A 16,189-nucleotide genomic window follows, 5' to 3' on the forward strand; every position below is an offset into this window, starting at 1 on the left:
CACTTGCCTGCGGCGACTCATGGTCCCCCTTGCAACGCAGCTTCGATCACTGCCCGCCCGATCGGCGCCGCCAGCGCGCCACCGGTCGCGGACAGGCGATCGGCCCCGTTCTCCACCAGCACCGCCACGGCGATCTTGGGGCCCTGCGCGGGGGCGAAGGCGATGTACCACGCGTGTGGTGGCGTGTGCCGCGGATCGGTGCCATGCTCCGCGGTACCTGTCTTGGATGCGATCTGCACGCCGGGGATGGCCCCTTTCTGCTGCGCGTTCTTTTCGGCGCCGACCATTAGCTCTGTTAGCTTAGCGGCGACCTGCGGCGACACCACGCGGCGCTGCTGATAGGGGGCGGTGGAACTGATATTGGCCAGGTCGGGCCCCTTGAGACTTTCCACCAGGTAGGGGCGCATCAGCACGCCGCCGTTGGCGATCGTCGCGGCCACCTCGGCGTTCTGCAGCGGGGTCAGTGCGACGTCCTTCTGGCCGATACTGGTCATCCCGAGCGCGGCGGCGTCGGAGATCGGTCCGACGGTGGATTCGGCGACCTGAAGCGGAAGCGGGTCGGGTGTGTCGTCCAGGCCGAAGGCGCGCGCCATGTTGCGCAGCGCGTCGGTGCCGGTGAGCAGACCAAGCTGGACGAACGCGGTATTGCACGACTTGGCGAACGCTTCACTCAGCGGCACGGTGGGTTCGGGGCCGCACGGGGTATCGCCGAAGTTCTCCAGCATGGCCGTGCTGTTGGGCAGCGGAATCCTGGCGGCCGAGGTCAGCTGCTGGTTCTCGTTGGCGCCGGCGGCCAGTGCGGCGGCGGTGGTGATGACCTTGAAGGTGGAGCCGGGTGGATACGTCTCGGAGATCGCCCGGTTGATCAGCGGCGAGTCGGGGCTGTCCCGCAGCGTTTGCCAGGCCTGGGCCTGCACGTCGGGATTGTGCGAGGCCAGCAGGTTGGGGTCATACGACGGCGACGAGACCAGCGCCAGGATCTTGCCTGTCGACGGTTCCAGCGCCACGACGGCGCCTCGGCAGGGCGAAGCGCCGCAGCCTTCCTGCATCGCGTCCCACGCGGCCTGCTGGATGCGCGGGTTGATGGTGGTGTCCACGTTTCCGCCGCGCGGGTCCCGCCCGGTGAAGAAGTCGGCCAACCGCCGGCCGAACAGGCGCTCATCGGAGCCGTTGAGCAGCAGGTCCTCGGCCCGCTCCAGCCCGGTACTGGAATAGCGCAGCGAGTAGAACCCGGTCACCGGGGCGTAGACGGCGGGGTTCGGGTACACCCGCAGGAACCGGAACCGGCTGTCGGTGGCCACCGAATAGGCCAGCAGTTGGCCGCCGGCGATGATCTGACCGCGCTGGCGTGAGTACTCGTCGAGCAGCACCCGCTGGTTGCGCGGGTCGGCGCGCAGTCCGTCGGCGGTGAAGACCTGCGTCATGGTGGCGTTGAGCAGGAGCAGCACGATCAACGCCATCACGGTCATCGAGATCCGGCGCAGCGAGGTGTTCATACGCGCTCGATCACCTCGGTGCTGGCCGCGGCTATCGGCGACTTCTTCTTGCGGGGACGGGGGCGCAGCGGACGCCGGGCGCCGTCGGAGATTCGGGCCAGGATAGCCAGCAGCACATAGTTGGCCAGCAGCGATGACCCGCCATAGGAGAGCCACGGCGTGGTCAGGCCGGTCAGCGGGATCAGCTTGGTCACCCCGCCGACGACGATGAACAGCTGAATGGCCAGCGTCGAGGCCAAGCCCGCGGCCAGCAGCTTGCCGAAGCTGTCGCGAGTGGCGATCGCCGTGCGCATCCCGCGGATGATGACGATGGTGTACAGCATCAGGATGCTGGCCAGGCCCACCAGCCCCAGTTCCTCGCCGAACGCGGCGGTGATGAAGTCGGTCGACGCCGCGGGCACGGTGTCGGGCTGGCCGTTACCCAGTCCGGTCCCGAAGATGCCGCCGGTGGCGAAGCTGAATAGCGCCTGCACCATCTGGTAGCCGTTGCCGTCGGGGTCGGCGAACGGGTCCAGCCATGTCTGCACCCGGACGCGAACGTGCTCGAATGAGTAGTAGGCGGCCACACTGCCCATCGCGAACAGCACCATCCCCAGCACCACCCAGCTGAACCGCTGGGTGGCCAGGTACACCACCACCAGAAACGACGAGTACAGCAGCAGCGAAGTGCCGAGGTCCTTCTCGAAGACCATCACCGCCACCGAGATCACCCACGCCGCCAGCAGCGGCGCGAGGTCCCGAGGGCGCGGCAGCGTCATGCCCATCAGATGCTTGCCGGCACTGGTGAACAGATTGCGTTTGGCCACCAATACAGCCGAGAAGAAGATCAGCAACAGAATCTTGGAGAATTCCGCCGGCTGAATGGAGAAGCCGTGCAGGCGAATCCAGATTTTCGCGCCGTTCTGCTCGGACAGCGACCTGGGTAGCAACGCGGGGATGACCAGCAGCACCAGACCCGTCAACCCACAGATGTAGCCGTAGCGCGCGAGTTGACGATGATCCTTGAGCAGGGAGACCACGAACGCGAACGACACCACACCGAGCAGGGTCCACAGCATCTGCTGATTGGCGCTGGGGTGGCCGCGGCGGCCGATCTCCTTGTCCACCAAATCCAGGCGGTGAATCATCACCAGGCCCAGGCCGTTGAGCAATGCGACCACCGGCAGCAGCAGCGGATCGGCGTAGGGCGCGAAGCGCCGCAACGCCAGGTGGGCGAGGATGAACAGCGTCAGGAAACCCAGCCCGTAGGTGGCCAGGTCCCAGTGCAGGCCCCGCTCTTGGTTGGCCTCCACGATCATCAGCGCGGCGACGGTGATGAAGGCGGCGAAAACGAGCAGCAACAACTCGGCGTTGCGCCGGGTCGGTAGCGGAGGAGTCACCGCAACCGGTGCGGGCAGTTCCGTCGTTGTCATGCCGCTGTCCGGCAGTCCACGCCTGGTTTTTGTGCGGGTTGGATGGTCTCGGTCGCTACGGGCGGGGCAGAGGTTGTGGTCGGGCTGTTGCTGGAAGACGCGGAGGCGGTCGTGGTTGGGGTGGTCGCTGTACCGGGCGTGGTCGCGGTCGTCGACGGGGTGCTGGTTGCGGTCGGCGCCGGGGTGTTGCTGTCGGGGATGCCGGTGCTGTTCGTGGACGGCGCCGATGGTTCGGTCGGCGAGGTGGTGCCCGACTGGCAGATCGGCAACAGGCCCGAAGCGGCCAACTTGTGCAGCTGGCTACGCGCGTCGTCCAGCGTGCCGGACGGCAGCCCGGACTGCACCGCGGCCCGCTCGGATTGGCGGAGATCCTGCAGTTTCAGCGGCCGGCAACCGGGGCTGCCGGGCGCGGCCTCGGTCACCTGGTTCTGTGTGTTGACGCAGCCCACCAGGTGCACCTCGTGCATGGAGACGCCCAGCAGCGAGCCCTGCACACCGCGCATGATCGCGACCGAGCCGTTGTCGGCGGCGACGTAGTAGTTGTCTCGGATGATCATCTGGCCGACGAACAGGCCCGCCAGCACCAGCAGCGCCACCAGGGTGGCGACCAGGAACAGCCGGCGCCGCGGCCACCGCGGCTTCTTGGGTGGCTCCTCTTGGGGCGCAACACGTTTGGCGACCTCTTTGCGTGGCCTGATCGCCGACGCGCGGCCGGCCGCGGTGTTGGGCAGCGTCAGCTGGTCGTCGTCGTTGTCACCGGACACCGCGCCGGCCAGTATCGGCTGGGTTTGCCCGATCTCGTCGTCGACGACGTCGGCGACCACGACGGTGACGTTGTCCGGGCCGCCACCGCGCAGCGCCAGCTCGATCAGCCGGTAGGCGCTTTCCGCGACGTCGGGGATCTGCAGTGCCTCGGCGATGGTCTCGTTGCTGACGGGGTCGGAAAGTCCGTCGGAACACAGCAGGTAGCGGTCGCCGGCGCGCGCCTCCCGCATCGTCAGCGTCGGCTCCACCTCATGGCCGGTCAGCGCGCGCATGATCAACGAGCGCTGCGGGTGGCTGTGCGCCTCCTCGGCGGTGATGCGGCCTTCGTCGACCAGCGTCTGGACGAACGTGTCGTCCTTGGTGATCTGCGTGAGCTCGCCGTCGCGGAACAGGTAGCCTCGCGAGTCCCCGATATGCGCCAGGCCGATGCGGTCGCCGGCGAACAGGATCGCGGTCAGGGTGGTCCCCATGCCCTCGAGGTCGGGTTCCATCTCCACCTGTGCGGCGATCGCGGAGTTGCCTTCGCGCACCGCCGCGTCCAGCTTGGCCAGCAGGTCGCCGCCGGGTTCGTCGTAGTCCAGCGGAGCCAACGCCCCGACCACCAACTGCGAGGCCACCTCGCCGGCGGCGTGGCCGCCCATGCCGTCGGCCAGGGCCAACAGTCGCGCTCCGGCATAGACCGAGTCTTCGTTGTTGGAGCGCACCAGGCCGCGATCGCTGCGGGCGGCGTAGCGCAGGACTAATGTCACGGGCGCCACTCCTCGACCCCGCCCCGCAAGCTCACCGAGCCGGCGTCTTCGTCGTCTGCGCGGGTCGCGGGCGCAACTCCGACCCCGCCCCGCAAGCTCACCGAGCCGGCGTCTTCGTCGTCTGCGCGGGTCACGGGCGCAACTCGATTGCCGTCTTGCCGATCCGAACCGGCGTACCTATGGGAACTCGTACCGCAGTCGTCACCTTCGCCCTGTCAAGGTAAGTGCCGTTCGTCGAACCTAGGTCTTCCACATACCATTCCGAACCACGTTGAGACAGCCTGGCATGCCGAGTCGATGCGTAATCGTCAGTCAACACCAGGGTCGAGTCGTCCGCCCGGCCGATCAGTACCGGTTGGCCGCTGAGCGTGATCCGGGCGCCCGCCAGCGCCCCCTCGGTCACCACCAGGTAGCGCACCGAGTCACGGCGTTGCCGCGACGGCAGCAGATTGCCACGCAACGCCAACCCGCGCCGCACCATGACCGCACCCGTCGGCGCGTAGATGTCGGTGCGCAGGATCCGCAGCACTGACCAGATGAACAACCACAACAGCATCAGGAACCCGGCACGCGTCAGTTGCAGAACCAAACCCTGCATCTGGCGGTCCTTTCCGTCCCGGCGTTACCTACCCCGTGCCCGCGCTACCGAGCACCTCGGCAAAGTCACAATACTGGGACGACGGCCCGGGTGGGGTCAGTGGATGCGAACGATGATCTCGGAGTGACCCAGCCGGATCACGTCGCCGTCGGCCAGCTGCCATTCCTGGACCGGCGCATTGTTGACCGTGGTGCCGTTCGTCGAGTTCAAGTCCGAGAGCAGCGCCACCTGACCGTCCCAGCGAATCTCCAGATGCCGGCGCGACACGCCCGTGTCGGGCAGCCGGAACTGGGCGTCCTGGCCACGCCCGACAATGTTGGAGCCGTCGCGCAACTGGTAGGTACGCCCGCTGCCGTCGTCGAGCTGCAGGGTGACCTGCGCTCCGGCCTGCCCGTAGCCGCCCTGACCATAGCCGCCGTAGCCACCACCCTGCCCGTAGTCCGGGGCGGGCTGACCGTAGTCGGGTGCCGGCGGCTGTCCGTAGTCGTAGTCCGAGCGCGCGGCGGGCTCGCCGTAGCCACCCGGCGCCGGCGCGTAGCCACCGCCCTGCGGGGCTTCGGCGTATTGGGTGTATTCGTTGGCGCCGTACTCCTGGCGGCTGTAGCCGCCCTGGCCGTACCCGCCCTGGTCCTGGCCGTAGCCGCCCTGCTCGGGGTATGACGGCCGCTGCGGTTCCGCCGGGGCCGGTGGGGCACCGTAGCCGCCCGCGTCCTGGCGTGCGGGCTCACGCCCGTAGTCGCCGTAGCCGCCGGGTGCAGCCGGCGGCTGGCCCTGACCGTAACCGCCCTGCTGGTAGCCCTGCTCCTGGCCGTATCCGCCCGGAGCGCCGTACCCGCCGCCGGGCGGACCCGGAGGTGCTGCGGGCGGAGCGTCGTGAGTCGGCGCGTAGCCACCCGGGGCCTCGCCGTAACCACCCTGGCCGTACCCGCCCTGTTCGCCGTAGCCGCCTTGGCCATAACCACCCTGCGGCTGGTCGTAACCGCCCTGGTGTTGGCCGTAACCGCCCTGCTCCGGGTAGCCGCCCTGGCCGTAGCCGCCTTGCCCGTACCCGCCCTGTTCGCCGTAGCCGGCCTGGCCGTAGCCACCTTGCGGTTGGTCGTAGCCGCCCTGGCCGTAGCCGCCCTGCGGCGGCGGGTAACCCTGCTGGGGCGGGTAGCCGCCCTGCTCCGGCGGGTAACCGCCGCGCGGGTCCTCCTGGCGTCCGTAGCGGTCGTCGTAGTACTCGTCGGGCCGCCCCTGACCGCGGTAATTCGGATTGTCAGTCATCGGTCGTACTCCTGGTTCTGCGCCAAACGCATGATTCGATTGTGGCCGGGCGGCATCGGAAGCCGTCGGGCGGGGCTCGACGTCGGGGTTGACAGCACCGCGGGCGCGGAACTGGCCGGTATGCAGGTTCGAGGATTCCTCGAACCGTACGACCACTTCACCATACGTTTGCCACCCCTGTTCCTGGATATAGTCCGCCAAGTACCGAGCAAAAGCGCTCGACGTCAGGTCCGGATCGGCGCCCAACTTCTCCGAGTCGTGCACACTGAGGGTAATGATGTATTCGTTGGGTGCCAAAAGGCGATTGCCCTGCAAGGACTGCACGCCGTCGTCGGCTTCACGCCGCAGCATCGCTTCGACTTCCTCCGGCAGGATCGATCCGCCGAAGACCCGGGCAAACGCGTCACCGACCGTCGCCTCGAGTTTGCGCTCGATGCGCTGAACCAGCCCACGTCGGCTACCCATCTGTGCGCGCTCGCCTCACTACTGTGCTGGGAAATTCTCGGCGGAGGGTAATCGACTCGGCCGTTGGTCGGATTGCTGAGTAATCGTATCGGGACACACCGATTCGCCGGCACCGTGAGAATGCTGAGAATCGCATCGATACTGATCAGAGACCTCGGCGTGGCTGGTGTGATGCGCCTGGACGGCGCGGCCCGGGTGCGCGGTTGGGGTTGGCGGCGACTACAGTGATATGGTCCTGCGGTTGTTTCGGGCGAGTGGCGGAATGGCAGACGCGCTGGCTTCAGGTGCCAGTGTCCTTCGGGACGTGGGGGTTCAAGTCCCCCTTCGCCCACATTGAGGAGTTCTACGAACTCCAGGCGCTAAGGTCACGAACCAGAAATGGTTCGTGACCTTTGTGTTTGGTGGGTGCGATCCAGCGTGGCGGGATGTCGTCGCGAGTGGGGACCGGCGTTCGCAGTTCCCCGTTGAATGATCGCCTCAAGGACGGCAACGCGGGGGCGTGTCCGGGGACGGCGTGCTCCTGGCGCGTCTCTGCGCCGTCAACCGCTGTGCGGAGGAGTTGAGGGCCGAGTACAAGGGTGAAGACGCCCGGCCCGGCGCTCACCGCGCCCGCGGAACTCGAAATGTGGAGATCCTGGCCCGGAAGCGACTTCTTCGTACTCCATGGAGGTAGGCGTCGGGACTGCCATACATTCCTACCGACGACTACCGAGGGAGCCACCGCGTTGAATATCGATCCCGCCGCCACCGCTTGGCTGCTGGCCAGCACCGCACTCGTGCTGCTGATGACGCCCGGGCTGGCGATCTTCTACGGCGGCATGATGCGCACCACCGGCGTGCTCAACATGATCATGATGAGCTTCATCTCCATTCCGCTGGTCACGGTGGCGTGGCTGCTGGTGGGCTACAGCCTGGCGTTCTCCGGCGGCGGTCTCGGCGGGTTTCTGGGCGGCCTGTCGCATGCGGGGATGGCCGGGATCGGCCCGTCGACCCTGCACGGGCAGGTGCCCGAACTGCTCTACGCCACGTTCCAGTTGACCTTCGCGATCATCACCGCCGCCCTGGTCAGCGGCGCCATCGCCGACCGCGCCAAGTTCGCGGCCTGGCTGTTGTTCGTGCCGGTGTGGACGATCGTGGTGTATTCCGTTGTCGCGCACTGGGTTTGGGCACCGACGGGCTGGCTGGCCAAGATGGGCGTGCTGGACTACGCCGGTGGCCTGGTGGTCGAGATCGTCTCGGGTTCCTCGGCGCTGGCGCTGGCGCTGGTGCTGGGCCCGCGTATCGGGTTCAAGGTGGAGGCGATGCGGCCGCACAATCTGCCTCTCGTGCTGCTCGGGGTGGGCCTGCTGTGGTTCGGCTGGTTCGGGTTCAACGCCGGTTCGGCGCTGGCCGCCGACGGGCTGGCCGCGGCGATCTTCCTCAACACGTTGGTCGCCGGCTGTCTGGGCATGTTGGGCTGGCTGGCGGTGGAACAGTTCCGGGACGGTAAGCCGACCACTTTCGGTGCCGCGTCGGGCGTGGTCGCCGGCCTGGTGGCGATCACGCCGTCGTGCGGCACGGTGAATACCCTGGGTGCCGCCGTCGTCGGGCTGGTGGCCGGAGTCGTGTGCTCGTACGCGATCCTGGTGAAGTTCAAGCTCAACTACGACGACTCGCTGGACGTGGTGGGCGTGCACTTCGTCGGCGGCGTGGTCGGGGTTTCCCTGATCGGGCTGTTGGCCACCGCGGTGATGACCGGCGGCCCGCGTGGCCTCCTGTACGGCGGCGGCCTGGGCCAGCTCAGCAAGCAGTCCCTGGCGATGGTGGTGGTCGCCCTCTATGCCTTCGGGGTGAGTTTCGTGCTGGCCAAGCTGATCGACCGGTTCGTGGGGTTCCGGCTCAGTGCCGCCGACGAGAAGAACGGCATCGATCTGACCCAGCACGCCGAGACCGCTTACCCGGAGGGTGTTTACGGGCATCAGGCGCCGCGCCATTCCGCTTCGTTCGGGGATCGGGACGAGTCCCGGCCGCGGTCCATCGACGACGAGGACGAGTGAGCGCGGCCGTCGGTAATCTGGCGACGTGACCAGCCAGAAAGTAGCCGGCGGCGTCGTCCACGAACTCCCCTCCGACCTGCGGCAGGCGCTGATCGGCAACAGCGCCGCGCTGGAGCTCTGGAACGACATCACCCCGCTGGCGCGCAACGAGTTCATCTGCTGGGTCGAGGACGCCAAGCAAGCCAAGACCCGGGAGCGCCGCATCCGCCGCACCCAGGAGGAGCTCGAGGAGGGCAAGCGCCGGCCCTGCTGCTGGCCGGGGTGTAAGCACCGCGAGCGCAACGGCAGGTAGCGCGGCGCCGAGGACGCCGCATTGCTGCTATCGCCGAACGCCCGCTACTGTGCAGGTTAGGCGAACCTAATTCGGCAGCCACCCCTGCTCGCCGATCCGGGTATCCGCCTATTGCGTCGATCGCTGCGGCGGTGACGTACGGGGAGGAATGGGTTCCGATGACGCTAGGTGTCTCAAGGGGGGACTGACGGGATGACGGCTCCGATCTGGATGGCCTCGCCGCCCGAGGTGCACTCCGCGTTGCTGTCCGCCGGCCCGGGTCCGGGTGCGCTGCTGGCCGCGGCGGGCGCGTGGCAGGCGCTCGCCGCCGAATACGAGTCGGCGGCGGCCGAGTTGATCGGCGTACTGGGTGCGGTTCAGTCCGGGTCCTGGCAGGGGCCGTCCGCCGCCGAGTACGTCGCCGCGCACGCCCCCTACCTGGGCTGGTTGACCGGCGCGCAGGCTAAGAGCCTGGCCGCGGCCGCCCAGCAGGAGACCGCCGCGGCGGCCTACACGACGGCGCTGGCGATGATGCCGACGCTGCCGGAGTTGGCCGCCAACCACATCGTGCACGGGGTGCTGGTCGGCACGAATTTCTTCGGCATCAACACCATTCCGATCGCCCTGAACGAGGCCGACTACGTCCGGATGTGGATCCAGGCGGCCACCACCATGGGTACCTATCAAGCCGTGACGACGACGGCGGCGGCAGCGGTGCCGACCACCGCACCGGCCCCCACCGTGGTCAAGGCCGACATGGCAAGCCTCGCCGCGGAGCCCAGCCAGCTGGCCGCGGCCGCGCCGGCCGCCGACTCGGGCAGCCAGCTCAACCTGGCCGACCTCATCACCCAGCTGCTGCAGGGTTACCTGAATTATGTGCAGCAGCTGTTCGCGCCGATCACGAACTTCCTGCAGAACCCGGTCGGCAACACCATCCAGCTGATCACCGACTTCCTGACGAACCCGTCGCAGGCTCTGGTGACCTGGGGGCCGTTCCTGTTCGCCGTCGCCTACCAGGCCTTCTCCTGGGTCGGGGCATCGCTGACCTACCCCCCAGCTGCTGCTGGATCCGCTGCTGGCGATCACCTTGGGCGTGGTGATCGGCGTCGGGTACCAGTACCTGCAGCAGCTGCCGGCCGACGTACCCGTCGGCGATGAGCCGGCGGTCTCAGCGGCACCGGCGGCCACCTCGCACTCCTCGAACTATCCGCTGGCCACCCTCGCGCCCACTGTCGCCGGCCCGGCCGGCGCCCCGGTCACCACCGCCGCCGGCAGTGCCGGCGCCGCGCCCGCGTCGGCCGCTCCGGCCGCCACCGTGCCCGCTATCCCCTACGCCGTCGCCGGCATCGGACCCGACGAGGGGTTCTCCCCCACCTTCCGGGACCGCACCGGCGTGAAGGCCCCGGCAGAGGGAATCCCGGCGGCCGCAGCGGGGGTGTCAGCGCGGGAGAAGCGACGCTCCCGACGTCGGCGCGCCGCCACCATGCCCGAGCACCAGTACGCCGACGAGTACCTGGACTACGACCCCGGCGCCGATACCCCGCCGGAGGAACCGGTGATCGCCGCGTCGACTCGCGGCGCGGGCGCGATGGGATTCGGCGGCACCGTCGCCACCGACGCCGCCGACGCCGCCGGCCTGATCACGTTGGACGGCGACGAATACGGCAGCGGGCCCGCCATGCCGATGCTGCCGACCAGCTGCGATGAGCGCGGGTAGACCCGGCGGTCAGTGGCTGCCGTGGGTTTTCGCCCAGCCGGTGACTTCGGCCGTGGCGGGGTCGGTGATGTCGTTGTACTCGGGATGCTTCTTGAGCACGGTGACCACCATGGAACACACCGGCACGATGCGCTTGCCGTCGGCGCGGGTGGCCTGCAGCGCTTCCTCCACCAGGATGGTCGCCAGCCCGCGTCCGCCGAAATCCGGGTCGATCTCGGTGTGGTGGAAGATGCGTTGCTCGCCGCGGTCGGCGAACTCCGCGAAGCCCACGGTCTGGCCGGCGACGGCGATGCTGTACCTGTCGTTCTGTGCGGTGACGGTGGTGACCGCGCCCGTCTTGTCGGTTGTCATCTTCGCTCCTCTGATTGGGCAGCCGGTCGGGGCAGCAGCCGCGTGGTGGGCAGGGGCGGTCCCGGCAGGCGGGTGACCGCACCCCGGTAACCCGTGACGGCACCGAAGCGGTCCCAGCCGGGCCCGTCGTTGCCGTCCTGCCACAACTGACGATAGGTGACGATGTCGTCGTGGTTGCGACCGACGAAGTTCCACCACATCACCAGCTGTTCGCCGAACGGGACGCCGCCCAGCAGCAGCACTCGCGCCGGCCCGTCCCCCGCGTTGCGCACGTGTAGCGTGCGATGGCCCGGCCCCTGGTATCCCAGCTCGGCGACCGCCAGCGCGACCCCGCACAGTTCTACCGGACCCGCGTCGCACAGCACCCCGTGCTCGAAGGCCGGGTCGACGTCGAGTTCTATCGCGGCCCGTGGCTCGAGGTCAAGCTGTGCGCCCAGCAGCGGCGTGAAAGTCGTTACCGGCGAACGGCTTCCGGCCAGCTCACCGAGGAACACCCGGAGCTGCGCGTGTGGCCGCGAAACCGTTTCGGGCCGGTGGTGCGCGAAGTCGCGTCCGGTGTCGCGCGCCGAATCGGGCAGTGCCACCCACAGCTGGGCGCCGTGCAGCACCCGGCCCGGGGTGGACACCTCGGAATGGCAGATGCCCGCACCCGCGGTCATCAGGTTCAGCTCGCCGGGGTGCACCATCGCGTGGACGCCGGCGCTGTCGCGATGCTCGACTTCGCCGTCGAACAGCCAACTCACCGTTTGCAGTCCGGTGTGCGGGTGCGGCGGGACGTCCATCTGCGTGGTGGCGGGGCCGTAGTGGTCGATGAAGCACCACGCCCCGATCAGGGACCGCTGCCGCTGTGGCAGGGTGCGCTGTACCCGGATGGCCCGCGGACCACCCAGCGGGACTTCCCGCGGGTGCAGCACCTCGGTGGTGGAGGTCGTCGGCGAAGCGCCGCAAGCGACTTCGGGCGGCGCAGCCTCCAGGTTGCTCACCTTCGCGACCTTACTCGCGGGCGGTGTCAGCGCCCCGGTGGGCGCAGCGCCTTCATCGCGACCCGCATGAACGGCTCGGGCACCCGATCCTTCAGCGATAGCGCGGCATCGGCGGCGCGCGATCGCAGCGGCGTTCCGCGGCCGAACACCCGATTCAGCGGCCCCCCGCTCGGTTCGAGCGAGACGTGCAGCGGCGGAGTGTCGACGTTCGACCCCAGCGCGTTGGCTATCACCATCCGCTGGATCTCGCTGGTACCTTCAAAGATGGTGTACAGCTTGGCATCCCGATACCATTTCTCCACCGGATGATCGGTGATGTAGCCCCAGCCGCCCATCGTCTGGATGGCGCGTTCGGTGGCGCGGACCGCGACCTCGCTGGCGGCCATCTTCGACATCGACCCCTCACCCCGTTCGAAGGGGACCCCGTTGGCCGCCATCCAGGATGCCCGCCATGTCAGCAGCCGAGCGGCGTCGATCTGAGTTGCCAACTCCGCCAAGGGAAATGCGATGCCCTGGTTGTCGATGATGGGACCGCCGAACGCTTCCCGTTCGGTGGCGTAGGCGGTCGCGTATTCCAGTGCGGCGCGGGCGATTCCGATCGCCTGCGCGGCGACCATCGGCCGGGTCTGTTCAAACGTGCCGAGTGTGGCCGAACCGGACTTCTTGCCGCCCGCGACCACTTCCCGCGCCTTGGCCAGCTTGTGCTCCAGCTTGTCCTGGCCGCCGAGCAGGTTGGCGCCGGGAACGCGCACCCCGTTGAACTTCAGTTCGGCGGTGTGCGACGCGCGGCAGCCCAGCTTGTCGAGCTTGCGCACCAACTCCAGCCCCGGGGTGCCGCCGGGCACCACGAACAGCGCCTGACCGCGGTGGCCGAGTTCCTGGTCGACGACCGCGTTGACGACGTGGACGTTGGCGATGCCCCCGTTACCGATCCACATTTTGTGGCCGTCGATGATCCAGTCGTCGCCGTCGCGGCGTGCCGTGGTGCGCAGGTTGCGAACGTCGCTGCCGCCTTCGGGTTCAGAAATCGCCAGCGCGGCGAGCTTGATATCGCCTGGCGTTCCGAAACATTCAGGTGCCCACTCCAGCATCTGCTCGGGGGAGGCGGCCTGACCGATCGCCGACAGCGCCAACGCCGGCATGACGATCGCCAGGCCGATTCCCGCGCAACCCCAGAACAGCTCCTCCATGAACATCGGCAGCGAGATGCCGGTCGGGTCCCCGATCAGATCCCGGTAGAACAACGGACTGTAGAAGCCGCGCTGTGCGGCCTCCTCTAGCACCGGCCAGGGGAACTCCTGGCGCTGGTCGTACTCGAGCGCGACGGGCCGGATCACTTCTTCGGCGAACTCGTGGGTGCGCCGGGCCAAGTCGTGCTGGGCTGCTGTAGGAGTCAGGTCGAAGGTCATGGGTATGCCTTTGCGTTCGCTGCCTCGGCCCGAGCGGGGGCCACCAACGACCCCCGTATACCCGGCGTGCGGTCGCGCAATCCGCGGTCGGCGCTCAGGCGGCGGTGCGGGGACCCAGCCGGGCGGCGGGCAGGTGCAGCACCACCGCATTGACGGCCACGGTGTTGCTTTCGTGGCGGGCCAGCAGCGCGGCGTTCTCGGGCAGTTGCCGGGCATTGATCTCGCCGGCGGCGATGCGCCGCAATTCCTCGTGGGCCTGCGCGAGCTGTTCGCGTTTGCGGTACTGGCCGCCGGGTAGCTTCACGCCGGCCCAGACCCCGTACTCCTCGCGATGTGTGATTGCCCGCTGCGCGCACAGTCGCTGCTGAGCCAGTGGGCACCGACGCAGGCATTGAATCCGCGCCTCGGTGGCCGACCGCTCGTAGGCGCGCGCCTTAGCCGCGCCGTCGCCGCCGTCGTCGTCGGGATAGCCGAACCAGAGTTCTGGGTTGGATGCGCAGGGGTTTGCCATGTGTGGAGCTCCTTTCCAACGAAACGTATGCGGAATCGTATACACACCAGGCTGCTTCCGACAAGAGAAACGAGATAAAAACGTATATAACAAGAGTGGTCGGGCGGGCTGTGTAATATCCGCCGTATGGCCGGAGCCAGCCGTGAGCCGTGAGTCGGCCGGCGCGGCCATGCGCGCGTTGCGCGAGTCGCGGGACTGGTCGCTCGCGGACCTCGCGGCAGCCACCGGGGTGAGCATCATGGGGCTCAGCTACCTCGAGCGGGGCGCCCGCAAGCCCCACAAAAGCACAGTTCAAAAAGTCGAAAACGGCTTGGGCCTGCCTCCGGGCACCTACTCGCGCCTGTTGGTCGCCGCCGATCCCGACGCGGAGCTGGCGCGCCTGCTCGCAGCGCAGCCGCCCGAAACCGGTGTCGCGCGGCGGGCCGGACCGGTCGTCGTGGACCGCCACGACGACACCGATGTGCTGGAGGGATACGCCGAAGCGCAGCTGGAGACGCTCAGGTCCGTCATCGATCGTCTGCCGGCGAAGACATCAAACGAATATGAGACGTATATTCTGTCTGTGATCGCTCAATGTGTGAAGGCGGAGATGCTGGCCGCCAGCTCGTGGCGGGTCGCGGTGAACGCCGGCGCCGACTCGGCCGGTCGCCTGATGGAGCACCTGCAAGCGCTTGAAGCGACGCGCAGCGCGCTGCTGGAGCGCATGCCGGGGAGTCTGAGTGCGCGCTTCGACCGGGCCTGTGCGCGGTCTTCGCTGCCGGACGCTGTTATCGCGGCCCTGCTCGGTGTCGGTGGTGACGAGGTGTGGGACATCCGCAACCGGGGTGTCATCCCGCCGGGAGCGATGCCGCGGGTGCGCGCCTTCACCGAGGCGATGGAAGGCGAGCCCGTGGGTGACGCAGAGGACGACCGGTGAGTTACCTCGAACTGCAGGCACTGACCCGCGCCCACGAACTGTTCGGCGGCTCCGGCCCGGCAGCCGGCCTGGATGCGAATACCGCGCAGTTCCACGACGCGTCGAATCCCGCTGTGGCACAACATCATTATGAACGTGCGGCGACTCGCGCCCAGGCCGCCCTGACGTCGTCGGCGCAAACGGATGCGGCGGCGACCGCGGTGCTCGCCGGTGCCCATCGAGATCGGGCCGCCGCGCGCGAACTCACCGGCGCCGTGCTCGGTGAAGCTCGGGCCGATGCCGCGACGACACCTCTGACGCCGCTGGCCCAACGTGAAGCGATGCGTCGCCGGGTGGCGCGGTTGCGCGCGCAACGCGCGCACGTCGCCGCCGCGCGGAGCCGGTCGCGGCGACACGCCGCCGCCCTGCGCGCGCTGCGCTATCGGATGACGCACCACGGCGGCGGTCGTCGACTGCCCTTGCCGAGTGGGCGCGCCGGGCTCGCGGTGCGTGCCGCCCTGTCCCGGCTGGGCCGCCCGTATGTCTGGGGTGCCACCGGGCCGGATCAGTTCGACTGCTCCGGGCTGGTCCAGTGGGCTTACGCGCAGGCCGGCGTGCACCTCGACCGCACTACATACCAGCAGATCAACGATGGCGTCCCGGTGCCGCGGTCGCAGGTGCGTCCCGGCGACCTGGTGTTTCCGCATGCCGGTCACGTGCAGTTGGCGATCGGCAACAACCTGGTGGTCGAGGCGCCTTATTCAGGTGCCTCGGTGCGGATCAGCCCGCTGGGCGGCAACGTGCAGATTCGGCGGCCACTGTGAGACGCCGCCGGCGCCCAGTCGGCTGGGCAGGATGAGAAGGTTGAAGCCATGTCGGACCAAGCCGGGTCTTCGGTAGCGGCCATCCAGCAGCGCCAGGCGGTGCTGGCCCGAAAGCACAGCGTGATCGCCGACGCCGACCGGAAGTTGGCTGAGGTCCTGGCCGGCGCCCACGAGACGATGCGCGACAGCGTCCGTCGGCTCGAGACAATCGCCGCCGAAATCGAGCACGCGGTTTCACAGCAGGACGAATCGGCGCTCGACACACCGATGGGTGCGCGCGAATTCCAGCGGTTCCTGGTCGCAAAGCAACGTGAGATCGCCGCAGTGGTGGCCGGGGCACGTGCGGTCAGCCGCGCGAATAGCGTTGTGCTGCAAAGCTTGCAGGATCAGTACTCGGTTCGAACCGGGTGAATTGCCCGGCTGGGTGCGCCTAGGTACTGT

Annotated in this window: 15 protein-coding genes, 1 tRNA gene and 1 pseudogene; 7 read left to right on the top strand and 10 right to left on the bottom strand. The window is 68.4% G+C overall.

What is annotated here, in order from left to right; translation table 11 throughout:
* Window positions 1-17 precede the first annotated feature (17 nt).
* The 6 genes from pbpA to L6444_RS00135 form a co-directional block, all read right to left on the bottom strand.
* Entirely contained in the window at window positions 18-1,496 is a 1,479-nt protein-coding gene (gene pbpA, locus L6444_RS00110; RefSeq protein ID WP_236979313.1) for a D,D-transpeptidase PbpA, read from the bottom strand.
* The gene (locus L6444_RS00115; RefSeq protein WP_236979315.1) at window positions 1,493-2,908 is read right to left on the bottom strand and encodes an FtsW/RodA/SpoVE family cell cycle protein; all 1,416 of its coding nucleotides are present in this window, start codon (window positions 2,906-2,908) and stop codon (window positions 1,493-1,495) included. The genes pbpA and L6444_RS00115 overlap by 4 nt, the downstream gene beginning before the upstream one ends.
* Window positions 2,905-4,422 carry a PP2C family protein-serine/threonine phosphatase gene (locus L6444_RS00120; protein WP_236979321.1) on the bottom strand — a complete coding sequence of 506 codons (1,518 nt, stop codon included), beginning with the start codon at window positions 4,420-4,422 and terminating at the stop codon, window positions 2,905-2,907. The genes L6444_RS00115 and L6444_RS00120 overlap by 4 nt, the downstream gene beginning before the upstream one ends.
* Complete coding sequence (locus L6444_RS00125) at window positions 4,419-4,556, bottom strand: hypothetical protein (RefSeq protein WP_236979323.1); 138 nt, start codon at window positions 4,554-4,556, stop codon at window positions 4,419-4,421. The genes L6444_RS00120 and L6444_RS00125 overlap by 4 nt, the downstream gene beginning before the upstream one ends.
* Window positions 4,553-5,020: an FHA domain-containing protein FhaB/FipA gene (locus L6444_RS00130; RefSeq protein ID WP_236979325.1), complete on the bottom strand. Its 468-nt coding sequence runs from the start codon at window positions 5,018-5,020 to the stop codon at window positions 4,553-4,555. The genes L6444_RS00125 and L6444_RS00130 overlap by 4 nt, the downstream gene beginning before the upstream one ends.
* Window positions 5,021-5,116: 96 nt before the next feature.
* Window positions 5,117-6,751: a DUF3662 and FHA domain-containing protein gene (locus tag L6444_RS00135; RefSeq protein ID WP_236979327.1), complete on the bottom strand. Its 1,635-nt coding sequence runs from the start codon at window positions 6,749-6,751 to the stop codon at window positions 5,117-5,119.
* Window positions 6,752-6,999: 248 nt separating this feature from the next.
* On the opposite strand from L6444_RS00135, the gene L6444_RS00140 reads away from it, so the two are divergent.
* The 4 genes and pseudogenes from L6444_RS00140 to L6444_RS30340 all read left to right on the top strand — a co-directional run bounded on the left by L6444_RS00140 (window position 7,000) and on the right by L6444_RS30340 (window position 10,775).
* Window positions 7,000-7,082, top strand: a tRNA-Leu gene (locus L6444_RS00140).
* A gap of 394 nt (window positions 7,083-7,476) precedes the next feature.
* A complete protein-coding gene (locus L6444_RS00145) occupies window positions 7,477-8,787 on the top strand; it encodes an ammonium transporter (RefSeq protein WP_370653054.1) in 1,311 nt (436 codons plus the stop codon).
* A gap of 25 nt (window positions 8,788-8,812) precedes the next feature.
* A complete protein-coding gene (locus L6444_RS00150) occupies window positions 8,813-9,079 on the top strand; it encodes a YdeI/OmpD-associated family protein (RefSeq protein WP_236979329.1) in 267 nt (88 codons plus the stop codon).
* Between the two features lie 192 nt (window positions 9,080-9,271).
* A pseudogene (locus L6444_RS30340) lies at window positions 9,272-10,775 on the top strand (PPE domain-containing protein).
* Window positions 10,776-10,784: 9 nt separating this feature from the next.
* On the opposite strand, the gene L6444_RS00165 reads toward L6444_RS30340, so the two are convergent.
* From L6444_RS00165 to L6444_RS00180, 4 genes are all read right to left on the bottom strand, one after another.
* Window positions 10,785-11,126, bottom strand: a complete 342-nt coding sequence (locus tag L6444_RS00165) for a GNAT family N-acetyltransferase (RefSeq protein ID WP_236979333.1) — start codon at window positions 11,124-11,126, stop codon at window positions 10,785-10,787.
* Window positions 11,123-12,109 carry a pirin family protein gene (locus L6444_RS00170; protein WP_236979342.1) on the bottom strand — a complete coding sequence of 329 codons (987 nt, stop codon included), beginning with the start codon at window positions 12,107-12,109 and terminating at the stop codon, window positions 11,123-11,125. The genes L6444_RS00165 and L6444_RS00170 overlap by 4 nt, the downstream gene beginning before the upstream one ends.
* A 26-nt stretch (window positions 12,110-12,135) precedes the next feature.
* Window positions 12,136-13,518: an acyl-CoA dehydrogenase family protein gene (locus tag L6444_RS00175; RefSeq protein ID WP_236979344.1), complete on the bottom strand. Its 1,383-nt coding sequence runs from the start codon at window positions 13,516-13,518 to the stop codon at window positions 12,136-12,138.
* A gap of 94 nt (window positions 13,519-13,612) precedes the next feature.
* Complete coding sequence (locus L6444_RS00180; RefSeq protein WP_236979346.1) at window positions 13,613-14,029, bottom strand: WhiB family transcriptional regulator; 417 nt, start codon at window positions 14,027-14,029, stop codon at window positions 13,613-13,615.
* 142 nt (window positions 14,030-14,171) lie between these two features.
* On the opposite strand from L6444_RS00180, the gene L6444_RS00185 reads away from it, so the two are divergent.
* From L6444_RS00185 to L6444_RS00195, 3 genes are read left to right on the top strand one after another with little or no spacing between them, the layout of a single operon-like run.
* On the top strand, window positions 14,172-14,945 hold the full coding sequence (locus L6444_RS00185) for a helix-turn-helix domain-containing protein (protein WP_236979348.1): 774 nt from the start codon (window positions 14,172-14,174) through the stop codon (window positions 14,943-14,945).
* The gene (locus L6444_RS00190) at window positions 14,942-15,748 is read left to right on the top strand and encodes a C40 family peptidase (protein WP_236979350.1); all 807 of its coding nucleotides are present in this window, start codon (window positions 14,942-14,944) and stop codon (window positions 15,746-15,748) included. Before L6444_RS00185 ends, L6444_RS00190 begins: the two co-directional genes overlap by 4 nt.
* A 48-nt stretch (window positions 15,749-15,796) precedes the next feature.
* Window positions 15,797-16,159 (top strand): DUF4226 domain-containing protein, encoded by a 363-nt coding sequence (locus L6444_RS00195; protein ID WP_236979352.1) that lies wholly within the window; start codon window positions 15,797-15,799, stop codon window positions 16,157-16,159.
* Window positions 16,160-16,189: the final 30 nt, after the last annotated feature.

This window comes from Mycobacterium kiyosense (assembly GCA_021654635.1).
GTDB lineage: Bacteria > Actinomycetota > Actinomycetes > Mycobacteriales > Mycobacteriaceae > Mycobacterium > Mycobacterium kiyosense.